This window comes from Paenibacillus sp. LHD-38 (assembly GCF_031157315.1).
In the GTDB taxonomy this organism is placed as follows: Bacteria; Bacillota; Bacilli; order Paenibacillales; family Paenibacillaceae; genus Pristimantibacillus.
Genome location: NZ_JAVIFU010000003.1, coordinates 138,860 through 165,317 on the forward strand (window position 1 = coordinate 138,860; position 26,458 = coordinate 165,317).

Sequence of the window (26,458 nt, forward strand, 5' to 3'; positions counted from 1 at the left end):
GATTATTGTGATCATAACTAATTTTGTTATGTATATAATGATTATGGTCAGTAAAATACAAAATGTCAAGGAGAATATGCATGAGCAATTCAGAATTTCCATTTCCAGCTAACCCTGCTTCAGCTGCCTTTGTGTTACAAACATTAATTAAGACCACTCACCAAGTTCATCGTGAGTTCGAGAGGCTGTTATCTACTTTGGAATTGCCATCGTACTTAACTGGACCACGTTTGCGAGTACTTTTGGATGTTTCACAATTTGGTAACATTCGTATGAGTGATTTAGCAAAAAATCTTGGGGTTGAAGCTCGGGTCGTGACACAATATGTAGATACGTTAGAAGGACAAAATTTGCTTGTGCGGATGGCAGATCCAAATGATCGTCGGGCAACGCTTGTAAAATTGACAGATGAAGCACTCCCTATCATAGAAAAAGCAAGAATTGTAATGGAAAAAGCTGCAGAAAAAATATTTGAAGGAATATCTATTGACTCACGCAAGCAATTGATTCAGCATCTTAATCAGCTTACTCAAGTAAGGTAATGAGTGTGTGTTACGAAGAAAGCCAAACGGCTAGATTCTTTTCAAACAAGACATTGAGCGAATGGATACCAACCCATACCTCCGATCGGCAAACATTGAAGTTGCCCACTCTCTTTGTAAAATCGACAATCATTGGCGAGTCGATATTTGAACACAACTTTATTGAGGATAACTGTCCGTTCGTTTAGCTTAGGAATTCACAAATATTAAAGTTCCGTTTTTTCTTTTGTAAATGGAACATCGAGCTTTTTGAGATTCATATTGTCTAAAATATACAGCTTAGATATACTGATTTCAACCGTCCAGGATTTTTTTGGATTTCGGGAGAACACTGTTCAGGATGCCGAGGAAGTGATCGACTGGCTTTACAAGAACGTACTTTTCTATGATATGAACTTGAACATTTAAAGGAGACTGTATACCGGCGATTCCGGGAGATGAATATTGTTCCTCCTACAGCAGACCGAATCGAGCGGATTATCAAAACAGCTATCCACTCATACGAGGAACAATTTTTCCAATCTACACTTGAAAAATTACCTTCTGTTTTCTTATCCAAACTGGATTCCCTCGTGGATAGCATCGCTTTTCTTGATGATGAACAAGACGACCCAAGCAAGGGAAATGGATTCATTTCATTTCAGGAAATAAAAGCCGATCCAGGCAAACCAGGTGTCGAAAGCGTTCTAAGAGAAGTAAGCTAGCTGCGAACGATTCGAAATTTGGATCTTCCGGATAATCTTTTTCAGGACATTCCACATATAGTATTGAATAAATACCGGCTGCGGACCTTGACAGAGGTTAAACAGCCGAACCTGATCAAGGTTCGGATCGATGTTAGGATATAAACGGTAGTTCCTCCAGCGTTTGCCCTGAACGCAAGCGCAGCAGTACCAAACGGAGTGCTCGTATCCAACTTAAGATCCGCTTCCAATACAAAATCCGACATTGACGTACTTGACATCAAAAACGTATCGCTAGCTCCGTTTGTTACGGCTTTCACTCCATCGCTATGCTGCGTCCAACTGCCATTCGTTTCGGTCCAGCCTTGCAAATTAATATTCAAATTGCTCACATCGTATCCGTATATCACATTTGCACCCAGCCCGACTATGATCATCACGAAAAACAAGGCAGCCATCGTCTTAAATCTCTTGTTCATGCTCATTGAAATCCTCCTCATTCGCAATGAATGTCCCAAGCGCAAACGAACAAGTTTTCTATCACCTCCCTGTCAACCTGTATTCTTCAGCCCTTCAAGAATAACGTAAGCGTTATCACGAAAGCGCATTCAAAAAAATGAAAATCCAATCCTCGCAAACCGATAAGACGGAATCTGCTCTTTCATTTTACCGATATAACCGAAGAAATCATTTTATTTTCATTTATTCTTATATTGCAATTTGATCACTCAACATAAAAAAGAGAAGAAGGATTAATCCTTCTTCCCGAAGTGACGCAAGCCACTATTCCCTACTGCTCCACCCTAACGTTGCTCGGAAGGATGTGCAAAATTTGATCGCGTACCGCTTGCTCGCTCAGCTTCTCGCCGAAAATAACGATTTTTCCGCTGTCCTCGCGCGTCCGTATCAATCGTCCGATCCCTTGTCTTAAGCGAAGCAGCATGTAAGGCATGTCCACCTGCTCAAACGGTTCTTCCGCATCGGTTCTTCTAGCCGCGAATAAGGGGTCATTCGGAGGGAACGGAAGCTCCCATACAATAACCTGTGATAAGGAAGGTCCCGGTATATCTAAGCCTTCCCATAACGTCACCGCGCATAATATACTCGCTTCATCCTGCTGGAACTGTTCAATCAGATGGCTTATTTCGCTTGTTCCTTCATAATAGAAAGTGTAATCTGCCGATGAGGCTTGCAAATCCGCATTAGCTTTGAATTGCTCCAGCTGTTCCATAGACGGAAATAAAATAAGAGTCCGGCCGCCGCTTTCATTCAGTAAGCGAAAGATCTCCTCAACCTTATCATTTAACGGGGTTAAATGATTCGTTTTTGGAATGGAAACCGTCATTTGCTGCTCATAGTCATAGGGTGATGGCACAGAGAATGATAATGAGCTTTCCATGCCCAGAATCTCCATCATGTAATTGAATGAGCCATTCACCGACAACGTAGCGGAGGAGAATACGATTGGCATTTTACGGGAAAACACCTGCTCCTTTAGCACTTCCTTCACCCATTTAGGCATGATAACAAGTGAGGTTCCTTCCTTGTCCTGCGATACCCAGCTAATCGGCTTCTCTTCTTTCTTGAACAGCGAAAGCGCAAATTGAATCATTTCCAAATGCTCTTCAACGATTTTCAGCTGGTACGTATCAATCGTGTATAAGCCGCTTTCGAAAACAAGCTCCTCTTCTATGACAGAGAGCGTGTCCTGCAAACGATTGATCTCACGAATCAGCTCAGCGCTCCATATGATCTCCTTACGATCCGATGCCGGAACCTTTTGGCTGTGTTTATTCATCATTTTAAACAAATATTCACTTTGCGTTATGGCATCCTCCACTGCAACGGCTAACGACTCGCGTATTTCTTCTTGGAGCAATCGTGTGACAATGCCTTCAAACACGGCATGATTGAGTTTATAGGTTAGCGCTTGCTGCGCAGCGGTTTCCAGCAGATGTCCCTCGTCAAAGACGACAGAGCTGTACTCGGGCAGCAACGGAAGCTGACCCTCGCGCTTTCTAGCCTCATACGTCCAAATGTGCTCCATATAGAAATCGTGAGAGCAAATGATTACGTCTGCCGCTTTACGATAATGATCGCGCGAGAGGGTTTGACCGCAGCGATGTCTGACATCGCATACCAGACAATCCTGAAATACATCCCAGCCGAGCTCGTTCCACTGCTCATCGTTCAAGTTAGGATAATCCTTGCGATTTCCATAGGGATGAAAACTTTGCATGGAATCCGGCTTGTGAACGAAGCTTGGAAGCTCACTGTAAATACTGTCGAACAGCTCTGCGTGATCCTGTCCTGCTCTCGCGTCTTCAAGCTTATTCAAGCAAATATACTGATCCGCGGATTTCCCCAATCTCGCATCAATCGTCAACTCCAAATAGCGGGCCAGCTTGGCGATATCCCCTTCGGGCTTCACGAGCTGTTCTATTAACGATTCATCTGCGCATGCTATAATGGCCGGTTTTCTCGTGTATCTTGCATACGTGATGGCATACAGCAGATATACGAATGTTTTTCCAGTTCCCACCCCTGCTTCGGCAAAAATGGTTTGGTTATCGGCATAAGCGCGTTCCAATTGAAAAGCCATATAAATTTGTTCATCTCTTATTTCAAAACCGGCTTCAGGCAGCTTCTCATAAAAAACATCAGCGATCCAATCGCTCGCCTGAGCCATAAAAGGTTGTTTCGGGTCAAAATCAAACGGATATTTATTCAAGGGTAGCTTGCCTCCATATAATAGGCACAAACAGCTGCGTGGATGCACACAGCCGGCTGTGAAATCTCCTGCACTTTTCGCACACTCAAATATATCACTAGATTGTATGCGGAGTCAAAGTTTTGATGGTAACATACTTCTTTTAATGCTATCGGAATCCCCGTGGAATGATAATCCATAGGCAACATATGCATCTAATATGGGCTTCATCGCGATTTTCTATCGATTGGAGGACGAATGCCATCTCTGCTATCGTAAAATGGGATTTAAAAGCGCTGCTTTTCGGATTATTATTATTATCTTTCGCGGATGCTGTATTTACTGACATCGGACTGCGTTTTTTCCTGATCGACGAGCTCAACCCAATCGTTAAGCGCATTTATGAATGGAATATCGTCAGCTATTACGCCATGAAGCTATTGCTTCCCATGCTCCTGATCGTCATATATTACTTTACGAAAAACCGGAAATGGATTAATCCGTGTATTCTCCTCACGGTGGTTCTCTATTTCTTCGTCAATATCTATCATTTGATTTGGATCTCACTCGGTGTTCAAGGCGGATGGCTATCCTTTAATCCTTTGGCATGATTTTCTTTAACTCTTAGAAGGGAGCTGTATAATAGTTGTTAGGAGATCGGCAAAGGAGTTTATCAGCATGGTTGAGGCAAGACATTTAACCCCCGTTTATCTATTGAAATTTATGTTAAAATGGCTTCTTATTGCCGGAAGCGTAGGTATTCTCTCTGGCTCTGCTTCCGCGTTGTTTCTGACAAGTCTTGACTGGGTTACAGAAACCAGATATCAGCATCCATGGCTGCTTTGGCTGCTTCCCGCGGGCGGTGCGTTCATTAGCTATCTATATCTCAAGGTTGGGAAAGATGCAGGCAGAGGCAATAATCTCATTATCGAGCAAATACATTCCGGAGAAGGCGCGGTTCCTTTAAGAATGGCACCGCTTGTTTTATTAGGAACGCTTACGACGCATTTGTTCGGCGGGTCAGCCGGTCGGGAAGGAACGGCTGTTCAAATGGGCGGCAGCTTATCCGAAGGGTTAGGCAAGCTGTTAAAATTAAATCGGCTGGACCGTAAAATTATTCTGATGTGCGGGATCAGCAGCGGCTTTGGCGCCGTATTCGGCACTCCGCTAGCGGGTACGCTATTCGGATTAGAAGTTCTTGCCATCGGAGTCATCAGCTACGAAGCGCTGCTTCCCTGCTTCATTGCAAGCTATGTGGGTCATTTGGTTACCACCGCATGGGGAATCAATCATATCCATTTTACAATAGGCGATATCCCTCCGCTTGGCTGGCTAGTCGTAATAAAAGTCGTTTGCGCATCGGTGCTTTTTGGTTTATCTGCTATTTTATTTACTCAGCTAACCCGGTACCTAAAGCAGTTGTTTAGCAAATGGTTTACGAATCCCGTGTTAAAGAGCGCATTCGGAGGCTTGCTCGTCATCGCTCTTGTCTATGCTCTCGGCACGCGTGATTATTTAGGCCTTGGCATTCCGCTCATGCAGCAGGCTTTTCAAGAAGCGGTATCCCCTCTCGTTTTCCTGCTTAAAACTCTATTTACTGCGCTGACCCTTGGGACAGGCTTTCAGGGCGGAGAAGTTACGCCGCTCTTCGTTATCGGTTCAACGCTAGGGAGCGCGCTTGCCGGATTGTTTCAAATATCCGTTCCCTTTCTCGCAGCCATCGGTTTCATCTCGGTTTTTAGCGGAGCTGCGAAGACCCCGCTTGCCTGCTTCATCATGGGCATTGAGCTGTTTGGCTCCGAAGGGGCGATTTATTTGTTCATCGGCTGTATGATCGCTTTTCTTTGTTCGGGCCACATCGGTATTTATGAAGCTCAAAAACCAATCGCTTACCGCATCGAAAATTAAAAATGGCTTGCTCACCTTTTTCGGGGGAGCAAGCCATTTTTTTAGAAGTAAACGATATAGATAACAGCTGCGAGCACGATGCGGTAAATCGCAAAAGGAACCAGCTTGATTTTATTAATCAGCTTCAGGAAGAAACGAATCGAAATCAGTGCGAATACGAAAGCACTTAGAAAGCCTGCAATAAAAAATGGCAATGAATCCACTGTGAAGTATTCCCAGTTTTTAGCCAAGGACAGCAAGCTTGCACCCGCCATGATCGGCACCGCCATAATGAAAGTGAAATCCGCCGCTGCCCGATGGCTCATTCCAAGCAATACCCCGCCTGAAATCGTCGAGCCCGAACGTGAGAATCCCGGCCAAAGCGACAAGCATTGAATCAATCCCACCGATAGAGCCTGCTTGTAGGTAATTTGGTCAACAGTCTCAATCTTAGCCTTTGCAGGACGAAAGCGATCAGCGATTATCATGAAAATCGCTCCGATAACAAGACCGACGAGCACCGTTTTAATCGAAAACAAATATTCATCGATGTAGTCGTCAAACAAAAGTCCGAACACGCCTGCAGGAATGAGCCCTACCAGCACATGCGTAAGCTTCAGCTTTCGCTTAGGCTCCGAAGCACTCTGAACCGCTTCCTGTCCGCCGCGCCGCAATCCAAGCAAATCAATGAAACGATTCCGGAAGATAATGACCACAGCCAGAATCGAGCCTAATTGAATAACGATTTTGAACGTGTTCGCTACGTATTTCGTCAAATATTGCTCTGACTGAAGCCACATATCATCGACTATAACCATATGTCCCGTCGAGGATACGGGGGCAAACTCCGTCAGTCCTTCCACAATGCCCAAAATAATCGCTTTTAAAATCGTGAGAAAGTCCATTTGTCTTTGAATCTCCTAACTTTTTTGAATGATAGATTGATAGAAAAGAACAACATGAAACAAATCATAACACAAAAGGTCCCCGCCCAACAATTCCAGCCTCTTACATAATGTCCTCCCGTATAACTTTGCGAATCGAAACGATAGCGGATATCATTCCTAAAACAAGGCAGAACATCGCGATCGAAATCGCCGCGGACCAATTGTTGCCGCTCTCATCATGCGTGCTTCCGAACATCAACGCCAAAAACATGGAACATACCATAAAGGCAGGTACAGACTTACGGATCAGCCCTATGTAAAGCGGGATTATCCCCAGACCCACTACGGAAATGCTGTTGATTACGATACGAAAGAATTCCTCGCGCAGCATAAGCAAAGTCAGAGGCTCAGCTATAAAGCTTCTCTGCGAGTCAACGAATAAAAAAAACGCGGCAACAAACCCGTTGGAAAGCAGCGCCGTCAAAAATGAGAAAAGACAAAACAAGATTAGCTTTGCGATAAGAATATGATGTCTCGGCACAGGATAAGTGAACAATACGGAAATCGTTCTGTTTTTGTATTCATCCAGGAAAAGCTTCGAGAGCAATACCGAGGAAAATACGATAAACGTAATCTCCACATAAGATCGAATGCTGTAAAAAGCCTCTAAATAGCTTTTCACCGCTTCATCCGGCAAATTCGTGCTTACCCAAAGACTGATCAAGAGATTTGCTATGATTGCACATATCAGCCAATTTCTCAGCTTTATTTTGTGCAGCTCCAACATGATGAGCTTACCCATTATCGCTGCCTCCTTGAATCCATTTGACGAAATGCTCCTCGAGTGAAATGCTTTTCCGGGTCAAGGATTCGATTCCGATATCATTTAGCACCAGCGACCTTGATAATTGGACAGCTGTAACCCTCGGATCATATACTCGAAGCGTGTGATCATCCGTTACTTTATAGTTTACAATACCCAGCTTGTCCTCTAGGACAAAAGCCGCCAGCTTACCATCTGTCGTAATCACTTCGATATATTCGGCATACTCGCTGCGCACCTGCTCCATCGACAGCTCCTCAATCAGTCTCCCATTGTGTATGACGCCAATCGTATCTGCAAGCAGCTCGATTTCCTGCAAAATATGGCTGGAAATGAGCAATGTCATACCGAACTCCTTGCTCAGCATCGTGAACAATTCCCGTAATTCACGAATACCTACGGGGTCCATCCCATTTACCGGTTCATCCAATATGAGCAGCTCAGGCTTCGTACTAATCGCCCGGGCGATCCCTAAGCGCTGCTTCATGCCGAGCGAGAACGCTTTTACCGGCTTATTCCCCGTCTGCGAAAGCCCAACCAGCTGCAGTGCCTCGCTAATCGCATGCGGCTCATAGCAGCCCATATAGTCGCAATGCAGCTCTAAATTTTTTTGAGCCGACAAATGCTCATAAAATATCGGATACTCAATAATACTACCCATTCGTTTCATCAACTCGCTGGCCTTCCGGTCCATCGTCGATCCAAACAGCTCAATCGAGCCGCTTGTCGGATTGATAAGCCCCGTCAGCATTCGCATGATCGTCGTCTTGCCCGCTCCATTAGGACCCAGGAAACCGTATATTTCGCCCTTCTTAATCGTCATGCTGACCTCTGAGACGACCTCTTTCCCTTTAAATGACTTGCTTAGCTTGTTCGTGCGCAGTAATATGCTCATCCTCTTCCTCCTGCATCCCATAAACATCATTCCGTTACCTTCGATAACTAGTGTATCAAAACAAGCTGTCGTTCCCGTTTCTAAAAACTTAAGAATTCCTTTCGAAATGTCACCTGTATGAAAAAAAATCGCCGCAGGCTCACCCGGAGCGTAACGACGATCTTCTTATTTTATGTTTTTTGATTAATAATTAAGCTTATTCAATGTGACCGTAAAAACCGTTTTCTTAAACGGAGTGCTCTTCACGTTTATGTCCCCGCCCAGCTTTTCAACCAGCCGCTTAGTTATGGTAAGTCCGAGGCCGCTCCCCTGATATTCCGTGTTCCGTGAGTCCTCCAGCGTATATAAACGCTCAAATATATGTAATTGATCGTGCTCGCTTATTCCGCGTCCGCGATCCCATACCTCGATATTGACTTTCTCGGCGTCAGCGCTGAGTGAAAAACCAATGGCATTGCCTTCACTGCCGTACCGGATCGCGTTTGATATCAGATTGCTGCATATACGCTCAAGGGCGTCTTTGTTTCCAAGCGCAAAAATCGTTTGCTCAGGAATCGCGATATCAACTTCTAGTCCTTTGGAAGTGATCGTATCGTAAAAAAATAAAATGATATTTTCGCAGAACAAATTCATGTTTATTTTGGTTAGAGGAACATGCTGATCTTCGGACTCCAGCTTCGCTAAATCAAAAAACTTATTTAACATAGCAACCATTTCCATCGCTTTCCCATGGACCTTCGTCAATAATCTCTTACGTTCTTGTTCATGGAGCGTATGATCCGTGGCAACCGTTTCCGTAAGTCCAAGCACGACCGTTAGCGGCGTCTTCATATCATGGGACATATTCGTCAGCATTTTTCGCATCGACTGCTCATGTTTCACATGATGCGTTTCCGTATTGCGGTTGTTTTCAATTAATCGATTTATCTCAATTAATAACGGCTGCAGCGCGCGATCGGCTGAGAATAACAATAATTTCTCCGATGTTTGGCCATTATTCCATTCGCTAAGCTTGCTATGGATGTATCGGAGCTGCTTGCTGCGTCTAAGATGGCGATAGCAGAGGAAAACCAACAAGCCTCCTGCAACTGCTAAGCTAACAACTAAGAGAATCACCACGTTAAAACTCCCCCAGCTTATAGCCGATTCCCCAAACCGTCTTGATATACTGCGGCGAAGAAGGATCGTTTTCAATCTTTTCTCTTAGTCGGCTTATATGAACGTTGATCGCATTATCGTCTCCTAAATAATCCTCATTCCAAACCTTTACGTACATTTGCGCTTTAGAGAAAGCGCGCTTCGGATTTAGCATAAGCAGCTTTAAGATTTCAAACTCCTTGCCAGTCAGTTTAATTTCTTTTCCGTTTTTACTCACGATATGCTGCTCCGTATCAAGCGACAGCTCATGAATGCGAAGCTGAGTATGCCGTTTCAGGCCCTCCTCGGTGCTGACATTCCCAGTATAGACAGTAGCTCGCCGCAAACAAGCCTTCACGCGGGCGGAAAGCTCTAGTAGCGAGAAAGGCTTCGTAATATAATCATCTGCGCCAAATCCAAGCCCCAGCGCTTTGTCAAGCTCACTGTCCTTGGCCGAAACGATAAGTATGGGTACGAAGCTTCTTGTCCGGACTACTTTCAAAAACGCCGTCCCATCCAGCTCTGGCAGCATTAGATCGAGCAGGATCAAATCTATTTTCTCAAGGTCAAATCGTTCTAACGCGGCAAGACCGTTAACAGCGTGGAAAATACGGTATCCTTCCTTGCTCAAATGGTCGGACATCATTTCCGCAATGGAAAGATCATCCTCTACGATCAATAGTTTCTTTTGCATATCCTGCTCCTTCTATACCCTTTCCGTGCGATCATCCAAAACGCTGGCGGTAGCCGCATTTCCGGCAAAGCTCCTCCACGGCTTCGCGTCTGGAGAAGCCGTCATAAAGTTTTGTTGACCGTTCATTTTCAATGATTTCCGAGAAGTGAGTGTCATGGATATTGCCTAAATTGATGACGCCTTCTCCGTCTAAGCAGCAAGGAATAACGGTTCCATCAATCAAAATGCCTGCTTGATTGCGGAGGGCGTGACAGAAGCCCTTTCCGTTATACTCTGGCTCCTTCAAATCAGGCCATTTGAATTCGGGATCTTGATTTAAATAAATGCGTTCCGCGATTTTCACGCCGGAGCCCGGAATGAACTTCTCTTCGATTTTATAATCGAGATCAAAGGCCTTCTCAATCATGGCAAGCAGCTCGCGGTTTTTGTTCTTCTGCTGATTCGTTTCATTATCCATGTCCAGATTCCAAAGCCGAAACGAAATGATGATCTTGCTGCTTGCCACCGCTTCCTTAACGAAAGATAAAATCTCTGCGAGATAGCCTTCTTTATCTTTAGAGCCTGCGTGGCCGTCAAAACTATGAAGCGAGAAATTGATTTGGCGCAGCGCGGGTTTATTCAACAGCTTTTCTCTATTCTTCGTGATAAGCGTTCCATTTGACGTAATATTCACTTTAAAGCCCTTCTCGTGGCTAATATCGAGAAGCTCATCCATCTTAGGGTGAAGCATTGGCTCACCTTTTACATGGAAGTATATATAATCCGTGTGCGGTTTGATTTGATCAAGCGTTTTTTTAAAATCGTCTACTTTAATAAAGCCTTTCGCGCGCAGTGTGGGCGGGCAAAAGCTGCATGATAAATTGCATATGCTTGTTGTCTCTATATAAAACTTTTTAAACTTTTTCATTCGTCATGTACTCCATTTCCTACGGACTCCACTTTCTGAGCCTTGCCAGCGTGAATCTCCCAATCATGTCTACCGCTATTATACAACGCCCAGCAGGCAAGTGACAAAAAGGAATAAACGGCAGATGCCGTTTATTCCCGTTTCTCGTCTCGAAGCGGCCGGATACCTATCGGTATTGCCTCCGGTCCAGCCTTGATAAACGTGGCTTGGAAGGAGCCTACGTAGCGGAATATCTGCCCAACTACGGGATTGCGCACATCGACAGTGATTCGATAGCAGTCCGCTTCGTCATCATACCACTCATTAACCTCTGCTTCGCCGGTAAACAGCCTTGGGAAGCGGAACTGAAGCGGCCCCTCATAGAATCGCTGCTCGCCGGAGCGTATCTTAATTCCTCCGTTAGATGAAACCGCAATATCAAGATCAACCGCCAAATGCTGTTTATTGCCTAAATAATCTACGATTAGATCCCGCTTGCCGCTAAATACCATTGTCGCATCAAAATGTCTAACCGATCTCGGGAACTTGAATTTACGAATCCACGTTACGGTTTCTCTACCGAATGAATCTAAGTAAGCAAAATTTTCAATCGTGAACGGAATGTTTTTTCCGCCCTGAGGAAACATGATATGTCGGAAGGTCCCGATAAAAAGCGGCAGTGTTACCAGCTTATTGTACCAAATTCGCTGCATAACGCCATGTCCTATCGAAGCAGTCTGATCCTGGCTGTTAAATCCGAAACGCTGTTGAATGCGCGGATGGAGCTTGAGGAAATCTGCACCTAGCGCTTGCTCGTAAATCGATCGCATGTTATCCCCTCTTTTCGAAGTGATGGGCTGTACTTGCGTCTGCAGCGGCTTGCTTGCGGCAGGTACCTGCTGCTCCAACGGGCAGCGAAGCAAAGGCCAATCATTGGCAGCGCCAACGTAAGCGGATTGAACGGCGCTGCCAGCAGCTCGGGAGCAAATAAAATCATAGGAGCAGTAAGCAATAGCAGCAGCAAGGCTTGAACGGTATACATACCGCTTCTCCGGTGCCAAAATGCAGTAATCAAGCCTAATCCTATTTCGAGAATGCCAATCAATTGAATGATTTGCAGCTCACTCCCTTCAAACCAACCTAGCTTTCTCATCAGATACAGCTCCCCTGCCTCAGGAAAGAACAGCTTCGGAACTAACCCTTCATAGCACCACAGCAGCATGATCAAGATGACACTCATATAATGAATCAAGGCCCTTTCCGCTATGAAGGAAGGCGGAATACGCTCTTCCAGCCATATCCGCAACCGATCAAAGCTCCAAGCTGTGGCATAGCCGAATAGAGGTCGGAACAGGTACCGATCCAGTAATTTTCCAGCGAAACCAAATCGGGTCTGATAATCAAATAACGTAATAAAAGTCAGCCGATTTCCGTTTTCCTCGTATTTCCAGTATCCTCCGCCTTTACGAATTAAAGAAAGCTGCTGCTCTGAAGAGAATGCTAAGGTAGACAGTCGCATTCCTTTATTCGGAGCAGTGGTACTGCAGGTTTCACCCATACCAGCGATTTTAAAGCCAAAGCCGATTCTCGTCGCATATCGAAACAACTGCTTTTCTGACACGTCCGCTCTCGGCAGATACTCAATTTCCGTGAATCGAAGATCCCACTGCTCATGCAGCCGTGGATCTTGCGTATGCTCCCATAGTTCTGATAAGGCAGCATCGATATCAAGCTCTACATAAATCGGCTTATTTTTCATCTAAAATGTTCTCCTTAGGTTCAGCATGTACGCCATTCTCCAAGAAACGGTTCATCAGCTGAGGTGTCGGTAAACTACAAGCGTCAGCCGTCCCGAACCAACGAAAACGATTCCGAGCAATAAAATCATAGATGCAATTGCGCCAAACTAGCGGAACCGCGATTAATATATAAAATATCCTCCACCAGCCATCAAGCCTGCGCAAGACACGTAATGCAGCATCTGATTTCGTATAATAACGGCCATCCTGTATCATGACAAAAGTGTCGATATCGTCAGTCGGTAAATTCCCTGCCCGCAGCAGTGCCTGCCCCGCTTGAGATTGCAGAGAAGCGAACCGGAATATTAAATTTTTATCTCTCTTGGCCACAAACTTCGTAATACCATTGCATAACAAGCAGTTACCATCAATTAACAGTATGATCGGCAAATCAGAGCAAGTTACGGCTTCATCCATCCCATCGCGTCCTTTCATCTCCTATTTTAAAGGCATTCACCGGTTGACCGGCAGTTCCAACTTTCATAGAACAATAAAAAAAGAGGTACTACGATTCGTAGTACCCCTGGTAAGGTAATTGATTTATTTATCATTATCCTGCTCTTCCCGCTGAAATAGTCCTCTTCGCCTGACCGTCTCCACCGCTTCTTTGCTGCTGCGGACGCCGAATTTCTTGAGCATTTTATTGACCTGGTTTTTCAGTGTGCTTTCGGCCTTAAATAGCTTTTGTTCAATTTGGGACTGCGTATAGCCTGACTCAATGAGTTCAAATACCTCACGTTCAGCTCCGGTCAGCTTCTTAAGCTGCTCCTCCCGTTTCAATCTTGCAAACTCTTTGAGCAGCGCCTCCATCGGTGCCGGATGGTGATAAGCACTGCGTATCGCTTGAGGCAGCTCTTGAAAGCGCGTTTTCTCCAAATATTGAACCGCACCTGCAGTAAACGCCTGCGTCATGGATTGTTCATCATTTAATGACGTTAACATTATGATTTTGGCAGAGGAATGCTCCTGCATCAACATAGCCGTATGAATACCATCAAGCCTGCTGCCATCTAGCTGGATATCCATGAGTACCACATCGAAAGGAATGGTTTGCGCCATGCTTAACGCTTCTGTCGAATTGGATGCCGTTCCGACAACAAGCAAATCCGGTTCGCGACTCAAGTAAGAAGTTAACGCCTTAATCCAGTCCGAGTCATCCTCTACAATAAATACCTTAATGTGACTCAAGGTGTTCCCCTCCAATAAAAACTTATAAAATCTTTTTTCTTGGCCAAATCAATACAGCCCTCGTACCATGCCTTTCCTCGCTGGTGAGCACTATTTTTGCACCGCTTTTCTGCATGACATTATACACATAGGACAATCCAAGTCCGAAATTTTTACCGCTTTTCCCGCTGCTGTAGAAAGGATCGAATACTTGACCTAGTTTTTCTGCCGGTATTCCAGCGCCCCTATCTTGTACGGACAGCTCGACGCCATTTTTATGCGCAGTCAGCTTAACCTCTATTTCTCCGCCATTCGGCATCGCCTCAGCGGCGTTCATCAGCAGGTTGCCAAATGCTTCACTAATATGGATGGCATCACACAAGATGACAGGATCGATCTCATAAACCGCCTCTACGGTAATGCTGTTCCTATTAAGCAAGGCTTTATGCTGCAAGAGATTTTTCTCAATCATCTGCTTTAGCTGAACAGCCTCTTCCTTCAGAACAATATCCTTTATCTGACTATGAATCCGGCTCATCATCTCCAGCATATGATTGGACGCATTCATAATGATCTGCATATGCTGCTTGGATTGCTCGTTCTTATCGGGCAGTAAGCTGTTTAAATTTTCTGCACTGATCGCGATTTTGCCAATCTCATTCTTGATGGTGTGATTAAGCATGGATGCTCCCGAGCTGACCGCTCGCATGGTGCTTTCCATCGGATCATGCTCAAAACGCAGCCTTACGCCCAAAACGCCATACATAAACGTACACAGCAGCGCAACAACAAGCGAATAGATTATAAAAACAGAGATATAATTAAAAAATTCGAAATCAGGAGAAACCACCTTCGCCACATAGATGAAAAAGAGTACAGCTAATAAAGTCGGAGCTATGATAATCGTTGTGATGAATCGATTACGTTTTAATCGTGGCTCGCGTTCTCTCCAAACCGAAATCACTAACAGATAACAGGATATAAGATAATAAGGAGCGCTCCATAGCAGCAGCAAATTAAAAAACCATTGATTATTATCCGATAGCATCTCAAATACAGCCATTATGATAAGCGGAAGCATCAGATATAACTTGTGCTTCCATCTGGAACGTTTAGCGTCCACTACATTTGTATAGATCAAAGAAAAAATGAGGATACCGTACGGAGTGACCGTATAATTAAGAAATTGCAACACATCCGCTGCATAAGCATATCCGTTTTCCATGAGTACATCAGAAAGACCGCCTGTTGATGCGCTGCATAAGAAATAAGCCGCCCAGCGATTCGATTCATTCCTGTGGTTATTTAACCAAATGATTACTGCAGCCGTAAACAAAGCAATAAAATAAAACAGCATTCTGCTATACCATCCTGTCATTGTTTGGTATATCTATCCTAACATAACAGCCTGCTGGTTCGTCCATTCTTTCTATATGCACCAACGAAAAAATCCCAATCCGCATGTAAAAAAGCGGATTGGGATTTTTTTAGGATACAATTAATAGTCCGATTTCGGCTTGCGAGGCTGCGGCTTCGGTTTATTCTGAACCGCTGGCAAATGCCTCATGCTTCTTAGCATAGGACCTTTGCAAATCGGGCAGGTTTGTTCGGTTGCTGCAAACTCGTCTCTTACCCATGCTTTGCATTCCGGATTTTTGCATTTAAAAATTTTAGTCGCTTTTAGCTTCGGTTTTTCATCTTCTGTAGTAGCCACGCTTCTGTATTCCCCTTTTCATCTCTATACTTACATCATTAATTATTTATATCGTTAAATAAACAGGGATGACACAAACTGGCTTTGCTATCGAAACACTTTTGCCTGTAAACGATAACTTCCCGCTGCTTTGATCGACCTTAAACGTCACAATGTTATCCGAATCCCGATTTGCTGCCAATAAATAACGCCCATTCGGTGTCAATGCAAAGTGACGCGGATGACCACCCTCGACAGAAATATGCTGAACAAGCGAAAGTAGGCCTGAAAGCTCGTCAATGGCATATACAACAAGGCTGTCGTGACCGCGATTAGAGCCGTACAGATACTTTCCATCCATAGATACCGTTATTTCAGCGCAAGAGTTTTCACCCTCGAAGCCAGCCGGTAATGTGCTTACTGTCTCCTTGGTCGTTAACCGGCCTGTCTCTTTTTCGTATGTAAACGAAGTAATGGTCGAATCCACTTCATTAATTACATAGACAAAACCGCCGTTTGGATGGAAGGACAAGTGACGCGGACCTGCTCCCGGATGAAGTGCAACCTCACTTTGATGAACCAGCTTTTGAGCGGCTGTATCAAGTTTATAGGTAACGATACGATCTAGGCCCAAATCGGCTATGAGCAAAAATTTTCCGTCTGGACTGTAGAAAGACGAATGCGGGTGCGGCCGATCTTGTCGTTCAGGATGCTGGCTTCTTCCTTCATGTTGGATGACATCCAACTTTTGACCGATTGCGCCATCCTCAGAAATGCTGAAAAGTCCAATCATTCCTCCATGATAGCTAGTTACCGTCAAAAATTGGCTATTCACATCGCGCTGAATATGGCAAGTGGTTGAATCAACTGTTATTTCACGATTTATGAGTTGAATCGAGCCCTTTGCAGAATCAATGGCGAATGCGGCTGCTTCTCCAACCTTTTGTCCGGATTGATTTACCGTTTCTGCGATAGAGTATAATAACCTGCGATCTGCATCAACGTTTAGAAAGGTCGGGTTCTTAAGTCCCGCAATCGAGTCCGTCAGCGTTAATGTACCCGATTCCTCATTAAAAGCATACACATAAACGCCGCTCTCTTCTGCTTCTGCATAAGAACCAGCGAATACAAACAGTCGTTGTTGTTCCATTGTCAAAATGAATTCCCCCTAAACTTTTGCATGTCATCGCTTATGATTCAGCGACTGACTCTATACCGTTATCTATTATAAGACTTGAACGCGCTCCAGACAAACGTAATATTTATTATAGCTGATCTTCGCTTGTGCTCTCGAACAGTTCGATAATTTCGCCGTCAGGACCCTTGAAGAAAGCAATGCGAACAGGAATACCGCCAAGCACGACTTCCTTGGGCTCTACAGTAACTTCCATTCCGGCTTCTCTCGCAAGCTCAACCGTTTCCGTTACTCGATTTGACCGTAATGCCAAATGCAAAAATGCACCTTCATCCTTTTGTCCTTCTTTGCCGCCCGCGAATACCTCTAAATAATTCCCGTCGCCAGTATCGAGCATAATTGCGCGCTTGTCCTCTTCTCCCCAACGAACCCGCTCAGTAAATCCTAGAATCTCCGTATAAAAGGCAACCGTTTTGTCAAAATCAAATACGCGAATCGCTATATGATGAAACCCGCCGCCGCCTATTTTGGCATTCGTCCCCATAATAATCCACATCCCTATTGTTTATTATTTCAACCTTTAGTATCTATTTTCTTACTCCAGAAGTTTCCTGTCCAGACGACTAGGTCGCCGAGAGCTATTCCTTCGGCGACCTTGTTTTTTGGTACTTCAATAGACTTTCCATTTATCAAAATCAAAGTAAAACTCGCTTGAACTTCAATAACTTCACCAATTCGTTCAATCTGACAGCTTGTTTTGCTCTCTGCGTTATCCATTTAGCATTCGCCTATCCCTTTGATTAGGATTTTGGAGAATCGGTGGCACAATAACCATCCGTGCAGAGTGCATCCGGGTCATCTTCATTCACTTGGATAAAAGCAGGATGTTTTGCTTCCCATGCTTTGTTTAGCGTATCCAGGAATACCTCAGGGGATTGAGCGCCGGATACTGCATACTTACGGTCAATCACATAAAAAGGAACGCCGCGAATGCCCAGCTGGCTGCCTTCTGCTTCTTCTTCGCGAACAATATCCGCGAACTCGCTGGTCTGAAGCATCTCCGCCACCGCTTTTTCATCTAATCCTACTTGCGAAGCCAGTACAGCTAACCTCTCGCGGCTGCCAACATTTTCGCCTTCTGTGAAATAGGCTTTGAACAATCTCTCCGACATCTCTTTCTGCTTGCCAAACTGCGCTGCATATTGAACTAGGCGATGCGCGTCAAACGTATTTGTTGAAACCGTAAGATCGAAATGGAAGGTGAGTCCGACAGCTGCGGCTTGTTCCGAAACGTTAACGGTCGTTTCCTTCGCTTTCTCGATGCTCATGCCATATTTGGCCGCCAACATGCTGTACGTGCTAATATTTGAGTTCGGATCGGCGCCAGAATCAAGCTCGAAGCTTTTGAACACTACCTCGATCTTATCCTTGTGCGCGAATTTATCCAGTGCGAGCTCGAACTTTCTTTTACCTATATAACAAAACGGACATACATAATCCGACCAAATTTCTACTTTCAACACAGACACCTCCGATATTTTTGAAAAAAAGTTTGATGCTATCTTAATTATTGTAACATGATTAGTTACGACTTTGAAAACAGCTATTTGACGATTATTTATAAATAGCAAAAAAAAGATCCTTACCGCAAGCGCTAAGCTTGTCGATAAGAACCATATGACTAAACAGCAAAGATATGACGTCCGATTTTCATCGTTTGCTTCCGTGTCCAAATCCAATCCGAGGTTGCCGTATCCGGATTAAAATAATAAAGCGCTCCGTTTGTCGGATCATATCCTCTCACAGCATCCTGAGCCGCCTGATATGCTGTTTTATCCGGAGTTAGCTGATATTGTCCGTCATCGACTGCCGTAAACGCTCGTGGCTGCTCAATGACACCTCTGATCGAATCGGGAAATCCTGAAGCAGACAAACGATTCATAACTACAGCTCCAACCGCAACCTGACCTTTGTAAGATTCCCCGCGTGCTTCCGCATAAATAATTCTTGCAAGCAGATCAAGCTCTTTTTGGTTTGCGGATACTTTCTTTAACGTTTCCCACGTACGTTCACCTGCAACACCATCTTCAACTAATCCGTAGTCCTTCTGGAATCGTTTAAGCGACTCCAGCGTTGTCGTACCAAAATAGCTGGTCACATCCGTATTAAAATAACCCATTGTCTTTAACCGGTATTGCAAATCCGGAACGTCAGAATTGGAGCTTCCAACTTTTAATGTTGCTGGCGACGCAGCATTTGCTGCTTCAAACGGAATGCTAAATACCATCATAAAAGTGATTATAAGAGCCATGCTATATGTTATGAATTTCTTGTTCATTATCGAGAATGAACCTCCCTTTTCATTTGCGCGTGCACGATACCTTCGCAAATTGGAATAAGTTTGGCAACCTGTCGACTGGTTCGTTCGAGTTTAGCACAGTTACTATTGAAATGTAACCGTGATCGTGGAATTACATACATTTACTAATTTACAACAATGAAAAAATCTGAAACATTGCGTTGACAAAAACAGCTACCTGTAACTATAATAGTTACATCAAACAAGCGTTGTTGTTACTCTTTTTTTGAGGATAATGTAACTAAGGATGTTACATGTTAACGCTTTTGTTTTTGATACAAAAAATAGAACAAAAAGGAGTTTTTTTCAATGAAAATAGCTATAATCGGTGCTGCTGGGCGTGCTGGAAGCCGTATTGCTCAAGAAGCGAAAAGCCGCGGTCATCAAGTAACCGCAATGGTTCGAGATGCCTCTAGGCTTGCTGGTACGGAGGGCATTAAAGTGCGAGAATCGGATGTTTTTCAAACGGGTGCTGAACTTGGACAATTCGATGTTATCGTTAACTCCTTCTCTGCCAAGCCCGGCGCTGAGCATCAGCATGTTGAAGTGATTAAACATCTGATCACACAATTCTTTACAACGTTGGCGGCGCGGGCAGCTTGCTTGTAGATGACAAAGGCACTCGCCTGTTAGAAACGCAAGAGTTCCCAGCCATGTACTATGCAACAGCGAAAGCACAAAGCGATCAGCTCGACGTTCTTCGCGGTGAAACAGGGTTGAAATGGACCTTCTTCAGCCCGGCAGCGTTATTTGAACCGGGAGAAAAAACCGGAAACATACAGCTAGGCAATGATCATTTCCTTCTTAACGAAAAGCATGAAAGTAAAATCAGCATGGAAGATTATGCTTCGGTTTTGCTTGATGAAATCGAAAATCCGCAATTTACGAATCAACGTTTCACAGCCATCCAAATCTGAATAACGTGTGTAATTGAATGATTAAACTTAAAGCAAAGCAGCTCGGTCCTAATCTAAGGACGGCTGCTTTTGCTATTTATACGAAGAATAAACAAACATCCCCGTGGCACACTAATCCGGATAATTTACGTACTACAGGAGGGATTCATCATGATCATTACCGCAGACAAAAAACAAGAGCATGGCAGCAAGCTTCGAGTAAAAGATAAAGTTGCCGTTATCACAGGTGCCGGCTCCGGGATTGGGCGCGCAGCCGCATTGCTATTGGCTCAAAATGGAGCAAAAGTATGCCTTATTGATTTGAATAACAATCGCAGTGAATCAGTAGAAGAACAAATTAATCAAATGGGCGGACAATCATTATTTATCGATACTGATGTATCCGACCCCAAACGGGTACAGGAAGCAATAAAGTCTGCCGTTGATCAATGGGGGCGAGTCGACATCGTGTTTGCAAATGCCGGAATCAACGGCATCGTCTCGCCTATCGAAGATTTAACGCCGGAAGCATGGGATCACACGCTGACGACAAATTTGAAGGGTACGTTTCTAACCGTAAAATATGCGATTCCGCATATGAAAGAAAACGGCGGAAGCATCATTATTACGAGCTCGATTAATGGCAGCCGATCATTCTCGGGTTTCGGCATGTCTGCTTACAGTACTTCCAAAGCAGGGCAGATCGCTTTTGCTAAGATGGCGGCGCTTGAACTCGCACGATATAAAATTCGAGTTAACGTGATCTGCCCAGGATCCATTCAAACCAATATCGGAGAAAGCACGAAAGAAACTCCACAGCTGGACAAAATCAAAATTCCGGTTAAATATCCTGAAGGCAGTCAGCCGCTAGAACATGGACCCGGTTCGTCTGAGCAGGTTGCTGATTTGGTTTTATTTCTTGCTTCGCAAGAATCGAGCCATATCTCAGGTACAGAAATCTTTATTGACGGTGTGGAATCGCTTTTGTAAAACACGCTTGAAATGCTGCATCATTTGAATAAAAAACAATATTGGCCCAGAAAAATAATTAGAGCAGCTCCTTCCTCATCAGAGGGCGAGCTGCTTTTTTTTAATTACTTGACTTATAACATTGTAGTCTTCCTGTATGAATTGTTACAATATAATGGAATCTATTATTATTCACGGTAATTTGTTTACATAATATTATTTATGTTCATTTAATATCATTAATGATTAATTGCATAAAATAAAGGGGCTGAGCTGACATCAATATTTTAAAACAAAAGGATCGCGAAGAATTGGATAAGAAATTACCCTCCATGCCCTGGTACATCGAAAAATTCATCAACTATAAGCTTCCGGACTTATCACCCTCTTCTTTAGTGGAATATATGAGAGATTACGAAACATTTCTTAATTGGCTTATGGCGGAGGGGCTATCTGAAGCCACGAACCTAAGAGATGTGTCGCTGCTAGAGCTGGAGAAGCTGCATATGGACAGCATCGATGGATTCCGGATGTATTTATCCACTTATAAAGTGGAACGCAACAGCAAGACCACCATCTCCCGCAAACTGTCCTCCCTTCGCTCTTTGTTTCACTACCTCAGCCAAATCGCTGAGGATGAGGAGTTTTATCCGCTGCTGAAGCGCAATGTTATGGCCAAGGTAACAATCAAGCGCACCCATAAGCCAAAGGATACGGCGGCTAAGCTGGAAGGCAAGCTGCTGCAGGAGGAAGAAATAACGGAGTTTATGTCTTATATCAAGCAGCATTATGGAACTGATGTTGCCTCGAACAAGCAAGCCCTCTACGCTTATGAATTGAACATGATACGCGACGCTTGCATCATAAGCTTTATTTTGCATTCGGGTTTGCGCGTGTCGGAGCTCGTGAATTTGAATGTCGACGATATCGAATTAAAGAAAAAGCTTTGCTACGTTTATCGCAAAGGCAAAAACGATGATACCTTTAAAACGCCTGTATACTTCCGCCAAGAGGCCGTTGAGGATTTGCAAGCCTATCTGACTTTGCGGGATGTTCGGTACAAAGCTCCAAAACGCGAGAAAGCCTTGTTTCTAGCTATTGCCAATGGAAAAAACGAAGGCTCCCGCATGACTAAACGTGCGATCCAAGAGATGGTCATCAAATACGCAAAACGCTTCGGCAGGCCTTATTTATCCGTTCACAAACTTAGGCATAGCTTCGCGACTGATTACTATTTACGAAATGATATTTATAAAACGCAAGAGCAGCTTGGGCATGCTTCACCGGAAACAACGCAAATCTACGCTCATTTGACGGACAAAACGATGGCACAAGCGATCGACCGCACCAAAAAAGAGGAGGAGCAAAGTTAGCGCTTCATCAGCGCTTGCATGACTCCTCCTCTTTTTCTAAAAGACATTTATGAGTTGGTTTGCAAAATAACCGACTCCTGCATAGAGAGCTGCGTTAGTACGAGATTCGCATAGATACCGCCTTTTTTCATTAACTCGGTATGCGATCCCTGCTCAGCAATGGTACCATTTTCGATGACTAGAATGAGGTCTGCGTCTTTGATGGTTGATAAACGATGAGCGATAATAAAGGCAGTTCTGCCAGCGAGCAGAGTCTGCAAGGCCTCTTGGATATGCTGCTCTGTTTCCGTATCTACGCTTGATGTAGCCTCGTCTAAGATAAGTATTCTTGGGTCGGAAAGCAGCACGCGCCCGAATGCGAGCAGCTGCCGCTGTCCTACGGATAGCTTTGACCCGCGCTCTTCCAGCTCCGTTTGATAGCCGTCAGCCAGCTTAGAGACGACACGGTCCAGCCTGACGCTCTCCCCCGCTTTGCGCAGCTCCTCATCACTCGCAGCCTCGTTACCGTAACGCATATTCTCTTCCACCGTGCCTGCAAAAATAAATGAATCCTGCAGCACGATCCCCATTTGCTTCCGCAGCGATTCCAGCGTTGCTTGCTTTACGTCCATGCCGTCAATGCGCACAGTACCCTCACTTGCATCATAAAATCGCATCAATAAATTGACGATTGTGCTTTTTCCGGCTCCCGTTGGTCCAACAAGCGCTACGCGCTGGCCCGGCATGACATGGAAAGAAACCTTTTTTAACACCTCAGGTTTATTCTCCTCATAGCGGAACGATACGTTTTCGAAGGATACTTCGCCACGAACCTGTGGCAGCTCGCGCGCATGGCTGCTGTTCTTCACTTCCGGATCTGTATCCAGCACTTCAAAAATGCGTTCGGCAGATGCCATTGCAGACAGCAGCTGGCTGTACACCTTAGAGAGCGCGCTGAGCGGACCCCAGAAACGCCAAAGATAATTAATAAACGCCATGATAAACCCAAGTGTGATCGCACCATCCATGACCCGTGCTGCCCCATACCAAACGACAATGCACGTACCCAGCATGCCGATCATTTCAACCAACGGGTAAACCGTCGATTCTAACGTAATTGCTCGCATGAATGCCTGTTTATTCCGAAGGTTAATGCCATTAAATCTTTCGTTATTCGTCCTTTGCCGCGAGAAAGCTTGAATCACGCGAATACCCTGAATCGTTTCGTTCAAATTGCCGTTGATTGCCGACATGGTTGAGCGCGAACGCGACCACGATCCTTCAATTTTCGGACGGAGCTTCGAAACAATGAGATAAAGCAGCGGCATCATAACAAACGATAAAAGGGCAAGCTGCCAATCCATCCAAACCAAGATGATAACGATGCCCAGTAAATGCGTAACTTCCATGACCATCGTAATCAAACCGCCGTTGATCAGCTCGCCAATCGCATTCGTATCGTTCGTAATTCTGGACATGATTTTACCTGCCGGACGTCCATCAAAAAAACGAAAGGATAAGGTTTGCAAATGATTAAATAATTGCTGCCGCAGATCAAACAATATACGCTGGCCCGTAAAATTGATCCACCTCGTATGCATCCAGCTGAACAGCCAGCTCAGGAGCTTAATGCCCAGAAGTACCGCGCCCAGCACATGTATAACGGTAAAATCCTTCTGCACTATCCCTTTGTCGATGATATAGGCGAGAATGATGGGCTCAGATAAGCTCAACAACATATTGAGGAGGACGACAATGACGACCCATGTCATCAATTTACGATACGGAATAAGATATTGCAGCATCCTCCGCATATATTTCCCGTTAAACGGCTTCTCCTCCTGATCCTCGTCCAGATCCCACTCCACTTGACTCATGTTATGCTCTCACCTCTTCTCTATTGATGAGCGATTTGCTTCTGTCTATCGAACAATTGACGGAAGAATCCGCTGCCTTCATTTAATTCCTTATGGGTGCCCTCTTCAGTCAAGCGGCCATTCTCAAGTACGATAATGCGATCGGCATGCTGTATGGACGAAAGCCTCTGTGCAATAATGAACGTTGTCCGCCCTTTCATGACTTCAAGCAAGGCCTCGTGAATTGCCGATTCTGTCGCCGTATCCACGCTTGCGGTTGCTTCATCCAGAACGAGGATCGGAGGATCCATTAAGATCGCCCGAGCCAAAGCAACGCGCTGCCTTTGTCCGCCAGATAAGCCTACGCCGCGCTCGCCGATTCGTGTATCGTATCCTTCAGGCATCGTTTCAATGAAGGAATGGATTTGTGATTTTCGGGCTGCATCTTCGATCTGCTCTTGTGTTGCTTCCGGAAAACCGTAAGCGATATTGTCGCGTATGGATGCCGAGAAAAGGAAGGTCTCTTGGGGAACAATACCGATGCTTCTGCGCAAACCGCCCAGTTCATACTCCCTCACATCAATCCCGTCGATTTGAACACTTCCATCCGTTACATCATAGAACCGTGAAAGCAACCCGATCAGACTGCTTTTACCCGAGCCTGTAGCGCCGAGCACTCCGATTACCTCACCTTGTTTTACCCGGAAAGAAACCTGGTCCAATATCGGTTTTTCCTTTGAAACATCCTGATCGGCAAAATGGAATGTAACACGGTCAAACACAACGTTTCCGCTCATATTTGCGGTATTGACTCCGTCTGCGGGATTGTCAATATCAATCGGCGTATCAAGTACTTCAAATACACGGGGAGCTGCTTTAATTGCCTGTTGAAAAATATTAATTTGCCAGCCGAGCATGTTTAGCGGCCATATAATTCCCCATGTATACCATTGAAAAGCCATAAACGTACCGAGCGACATTTCACCGCGCACGACAAAGATGGCGCCAATCCAGATCATCATGACAAAAGTAAGACCCCCGTATAAGCCCATTAGAGGGAATGCTTTGGCCTCCAGCTTTGCGCGATCCATATTCGTATCAAAGTTTTGTTCGTTGCGCTGTGCAAATTTTCTTTGTTCGACCGACTCGGTCGCAAATGATTTAACGACGCGAATGCCTGAAATGTTTTCTTGCAGCGTTGTGGTTAATCGTCCCATTTGCTCGCGAATATTGGACCATGCCGGTCCAACCCGATGATTAAAGCGAAATAACACAAACAAGATAAAAGGAATGGTAATCAAACTGATAACCGTAACTTTCCACTGCATCGTCATCATAAAAATGGTCGTTCCAAGAAACGTGAGCATGCCGGTAAACAAATTCATGGCTCCGAACCCCACGAAGTTTTTTACCGCTTCAATGTCTCCGGTCATTCTTGACATTAATTGACCTGTCTGCGCCCGGTCGAAATAAGAGAACGACAAACGCTGCAAATGCTCGTATAGCTCCTTACGAAGCTTAAACACAACATTCTGGCCGACAAGCTCTTGCGAATAGCCTTGCACGAACATCCCAATGCTTTTCAAAGCCTGTATGCCTGCTAACGCAAGAGTTAACCCAATGACCACAGACATATTCCGTTTGCTAATTCCTTCATCAAATATTTGGCCTAAAATCCATGGTGCTACCAGATCAAATATCGTTGCCATAATCATGATCGTAATTGCAAGAATGACCCATTTTGCATTTGGCCTAACATAAATCATAATTCGTAAGAGCGTTTTCATTGGACAACCCCTTTCCATTTTGGAAACAAAAAAAAGATCTCAAGCCAAATTTGGCTTGAGATCTCCGTATGACAGCTGGCAACGTAGGCTACAAGAGCTGCGTTGACATCACTGGACGAAGGCAGGCCGGTCGGCATGTTAGATTGGAAATATGGAATAATAAGCTAGTCTGCGCGTTAGCAACTTTCATTCCAAACCAATTGTTAAACATCCTAGAGCCCCCCTTTTCATTTCCATTTGATAAAATCTTCCTAACACATCCAAATCTTAACATCCTCTTTCGGCTTTGCGCAAGAGGTCT

29 protein-coding genes are annotated in these 26,458 nt (G+C 44.7%); 8 read left to right on the forward strand and 21 right to left on the reverse strand.

The genetic code is table 11. The features are described 5' to 3' along the window. Window positions 1–80: 80 nt before the first annotated feature. Together RCO25_RS04070 and RCO25_RS04075 are read left to right on the forward strand one after the other, a co-directional pair. Entirely contained in the window at window positions 81–542 is a 462-nt protein-coding gene (locus RCO25_RS04070) for a MarR family winged helix-turn-helix transcriptional regulator (protein WP_308994854.1), read from the forward strand. Between the two features lie 437 nt (window positions 543–979). Further along, on the forward strand, window positions 980–1,246 hold the full coding sequence (locus RCO25_RS04075; protein ID WP_308994855.1) for a hypothetical protein: 267 nt from the start codon (window positions 980–982) through the stop codon (window positions 1,244–1,246). A gap of 41 nt (window positions 1,247–1,287) precedes the next feature. Here the strand turns inward: RCO25_RS04075 and RCO25_RS04080 are convergent, their stop codons facing one another. Together RCO25_RS04080 and RCO25_RS04085 are read right to left on the reverse strand one after the other, a co-directional pair. Further along, window positions 1,288–1,704, reverse strand: a complete 417-nt coding sequence (locus RCO25_RS04080; protein ID WP_308994856.1) for a hypothetical protein — start codon at window positions 1,702–1,704, stop codon at window positions 1,288–1,290. 311 nt (window positions 1,705–2,015) lie between these two features. Next, entirely contained in the window at window positions 2,016–3,956 is a 1,941-nt protein-coding gene (locus RCO25_RS04085; RefSeq protein WP_308994857.1) for an ATP-dependent DNA helicase, read from the reverse strand. A 167-nt stretch (window positions 3,957–4,123) separates the two neighbouring features. On the opposite strand from RCO25_RS04085, the gene RCO25_RS04090 reads away from it, so the two are divergent. Together RCO25_RS04090 and RCO25_RS04095 are read left to right on the forward strand one after the other, a co-directional pair. Continuing rightward, window positions 4,124–4,546: a DUF5658 family protein gene (locus RCO25_RS04090; RefSeq protein ID WP_308994858.1), complete on the forward strand. Its 423-nt coding sequence runs from the start codon at window positions 4,124–4,126 to the stop codon at window positions 4,544–4,546. Window positions 4,547–4,613: 67 nt separating this feature from the next. Beyond that, window positions 4,614–5,843: a voltage-gated chloride channel family protein gene (locus tag RCO25_RS04095; RefSeq protein WP_308994859.1), complete on the forward strand. Its 1,230-nt coding sequence runs from the start codon at window positions 4,614–4,616 to the stop codon at window positions 5,841–5,843. A 41-nt stretch (window positions 5,844–5,884) separates the two neighbouring features. Here RCO25_RS04095 and RCO25_RS04100 read toward each other — a convergent pair whose 3' ends face one another. The 17 genes from RCO25_RS04100 to sleB form a co-directional block, all read right to left on the reverse strand. Further along, entirely contained in the window at window positions 5,885–6,727 is an 843-nt protein-coding gene (locus tag RCO25_RS04100; protein ID WP_308994860.1) for an undecaprenyl-diphosphate phosphatase, read from the reverse strand. Between the two features lie 103 nt (window positions 6,728–6,830). After that, window positions 6,831–7,511 carry an ABC transporter permease gene (locus RCO25_RS04105; protein WP_308994861.1) on the reverse strand — a complete coding sequence of 227 codons (681 nt, stop codon included), beginning with the start codon at window positions 7,509–7,511 and terminating at the stop codon, window positions 6,831–6,833. Then, window positions 7,504–8,427, reverse strand: a complete 924-nt coding sequence (locus RCO25_RS04110) for an ABC transporter ATP-binding protein (RefSeq protein WP_308994862.1) — start codon at window positions 8,425–8,427, stop codon at window positions 7,504–7,506. The genes RCO25_RS04105 and RCO25_RS04110 overlap by 8 nt, the downstream gene beginning before the upstream one ends. Window positions 8,428–8,610: 183 nt before the next feature. Next, window positions 8,611–9,546 carry a sensor histidine kinase gene (locus RCO25_RS04115; RefSeq protein WP_374992054.1) on the reverse strand — a complete coding sequence of 312 codons (936 nt, stop codon included), beginning with the start codon at window positions 9,544–9,546 and terminating at the stop codon, window positions 8,611–8,613. 1 nt (window position 9,547) lies between these two features. Beyond that, window positions 9,548–10,258 carry a response regulator transcription factor gene (locus RCO25_RS04120; RefSeq protein ID WP_308994864.1) on the reverse strand — a complete coding sequence of 237 codons (711 nt, stop codon included), beginning with the start codon at window positions 10,256–10,258 and terminating at the stop codon, window positions 9,548–9,550. 31 nt (window positions 10,259–10,289) lie between these two features. Beyond that, the gene (locus tag RCO25_RS04125) at window positions 10,290–11,165 is read right to left on the reverse strand and encodes a radical SAM/SPASM domain-containing protein (RefSeq protein WP_308994865.1); all 876 of its coding nucleotides are present in this window, start codon (window positions 11,163–11,165) and stop codon (window positions 10,290–10,292) included. A gap of 131 nt (window positions 11,166–11,296) precedes the next feature. Continuing rightward, a complete protein-coding gene (locus RCO25_RS04130) occupies window positions 11,297–11,974 on the reverse strand; it encodes a DUF4166 domain-containing protein (protein WP_308994866.1) in 678 nt (225 codons plus the stop codon). After that, complete coding sequence (locus RCO25_RS04135; protein ID WP_308994867.1) at window positions 11,947–12,903, reverse strand: DoxX-like family protein; 957 nt, start codon at window positions 12,901–12,903, stop codon at window positions 11,947–11,949. Before RCO25_RS04135 ends, RCO25_RS04130 begins: the two co-directional genes overlap by 28 nt. Beyond that, window positions 12,893–13,360: a thiol-disulfide oxidoreductase DCC family protein gene (locus RCO25_RS04140; protein ID WP_308994868.1), complete on the reverse strand. Its 468-nt coding sequence runs from the start codon at window positions 13,358–13,360 to the stop codon at window positions 12,893–12,895. Before RCO25_RS04140 ends, RCO25_RS04135 begins: the two co-directional genes overlap by 11 nt. Window positions 13,361–13,483: 123 nt before the next feature. Then, window positions 13,484–14,131 (reverse strand): response regulator transcription factor, encoded by a 648-nt coding sequence (locus RCO25_RS04145; protein WP_308994869.1) that lies wholly within the window; start codon window positions 14,129–14,131, stop codon window positions 13,484–13,486. 22 nt (window positions 14,132–14,153) lie between these two features. Next, window positions 14,154–15,467 carry a sensor histidine kinase gene (locus RCO25_RS04150; RefSeq protein WP_308994870.1) on the reverse strand — a complete coding sequence of 438 codons (1,314 nt, stop codon included), beginning with the start codon at window positions 15,465–15,467 and terminating at the stop codon, window positions 14,154–14,156. 141 nt (window positions 15,468–15,608) lie between these two features. Next, window positions 15,609–15,824, reverse strand: coding sequence for a cold-inducible protein YdjO-related protein (locus RCO25_RS04155; protein WP_308994871.1), 216 nt, complete (start codon window positions 15,822–15,824; stop codon window positions 15,609–15,611). 46 nt (window positions 15,825–15,870) lie between these two features. Then, window positions 15,871–16,953: a lactonase family protein gene (locus RCO25_RS04160; protein ID WP_308994962.1), complete on the reverse strand. Its 1,083-nt coding sequence runs from the start codon at window positions 16,951–16,953 to the stop codon at window positions 15,871–15,873. Between the two features lie 115 nt (window positions 16,954–17,068). Then, a complete protein-coding gene (locus RCO25_RS04165) occupies window positions 17,069–17,482 on the reverse strand; it encodes a VOC family protein (RefSeq protein ID WP_308994872.1) in 414 nt (137 codons plus the stop codon). A gap of 29 nt (window positions 17,483–17,511) precedes the next feature. Beyond that, window positions 17,512–17,715: a hypothetical protein gene (locus RCO25_RS04170; RefSeq protein WP_308994873.1), complete on the reverse strand. Its 204-nt coding sequence runs from the start codon at window positions 17,713–17,715 to the stop codon at window positions 17,512–17,514. Window positions 17,716–17,738: 23 nt separating this feature from the next. Further along, the gene (locus RCO25_RS04175; protein ID WP_308994874.1) at window positions 17,739–18,458 is read right to left on the reverse strand and encodes a DsbA family oxidoreductase; all 720 of its coding nucleotides are present in this window, start codon (window positions 18,456–18,458) and stop codon (window positions 17,739–17,741) included. Window positions 18,459–18,619: 161 nt separating this feature from the next. Further along, on the reverse strand, window positions 18,620–19,276 hold the full coding sequence (gene sleB / locus RCO25_RS04180) for a spore cortex-lytic enzyme (RefSeq protein WP_308994875.1): 657 nt from the start codon (window positions 19,274–19,276) through the stop codon (window positions 18,620–18,622). A 330-nt stretch (window positions 19,277–19,606) separates the two neighbouring features. Here sleB and RCO25_RS34765 point away from each other — a divergent pair, with 330 nt between their 5' ends. From RCO25_RS34765 to xerS, 4 genes are all read left to right on the forward strand, one after another. Continuing rightward, entirely contained in the window at window positions 19,607–19,906 is a 300-nt protein-coding gene (locus tag RCO25_RS34765; protein ID WP_374992055.1) for an NAD(P)H-binding protein, read from the forward strand. A gap of 44 nt (window positions 19,907–19,950) precedes the next feature. Next, complete coding sequence (locus RCO25_RS34770; RefSeq protein ID WP_374992056.1) at window positions 19,951–20,214, forward strand: NAD(P)-dependent oxidoreductase; 264 nt, start codon at window positions 19,951–19,953, stop codon at window positions 20,212–20,214. A gap of 150 nt (window positions 20,215–20,364) precedes the next feature. Further along, a complete protein-coding gene (locus tag RCO25_RS04190) occupies window positions 20,365–21,183 on the forward strand; it encodes an SDR family oxidoreductase (RefSeq protein WP_308994876.1) in 819 nt (272 codons plus the stop codon). 257 nt (window positions 21,184–21,440) lie between these two features. Next, window positions 21,441–22,535 carry a tyrosine recombinase XerS gene (xerS, locus tag RCO25_RS04195; RefSeq protein ID WP_308994963.1) on the forward strand — a complete coding sequence of 365 codons (1,095 nt, stop codon included), beginning with the start codon at window positions 21,441–21,443 and terminating at the stop codon, window positions 22,533–22,535. 47 nt (window positions 22,536–22,582) lie between these two features. Here xerS and RCO25_RS04200 read toward each other — a convergent pair whose 3' ends face one another. Together RCO25_RS04200 and RCO25_RS04205 are read right to left on the reverse strand one after the other, a co-directional pair. After that, a complete protein-coding gene (locus RCO25_RS04200; RefSeq protein ID WP_308994877.1) occupies window positions 22,583–24,391 on the reverse strand; it encodes an ABC transporter ATP-binding protein in 1,809 nt (602 codons plus the stop codon). Between the two features lie 20 nt (window positions 24,392–24,411). Further along, window positions 24,412–26,157: an ABC transporter ATP-binding protein gene (locus RCO25_RS04205; RefSeq protein WP_308994878.1), complete on the reverse strand. Its 1,746-nt coding sequence runs from the start codon at window positions 26,155–26,157 to the stop codon at window positions 24,412–24,414. Between the last annotated feature and the right edge of the window lie 301 nt (window positions 26,158–26,458).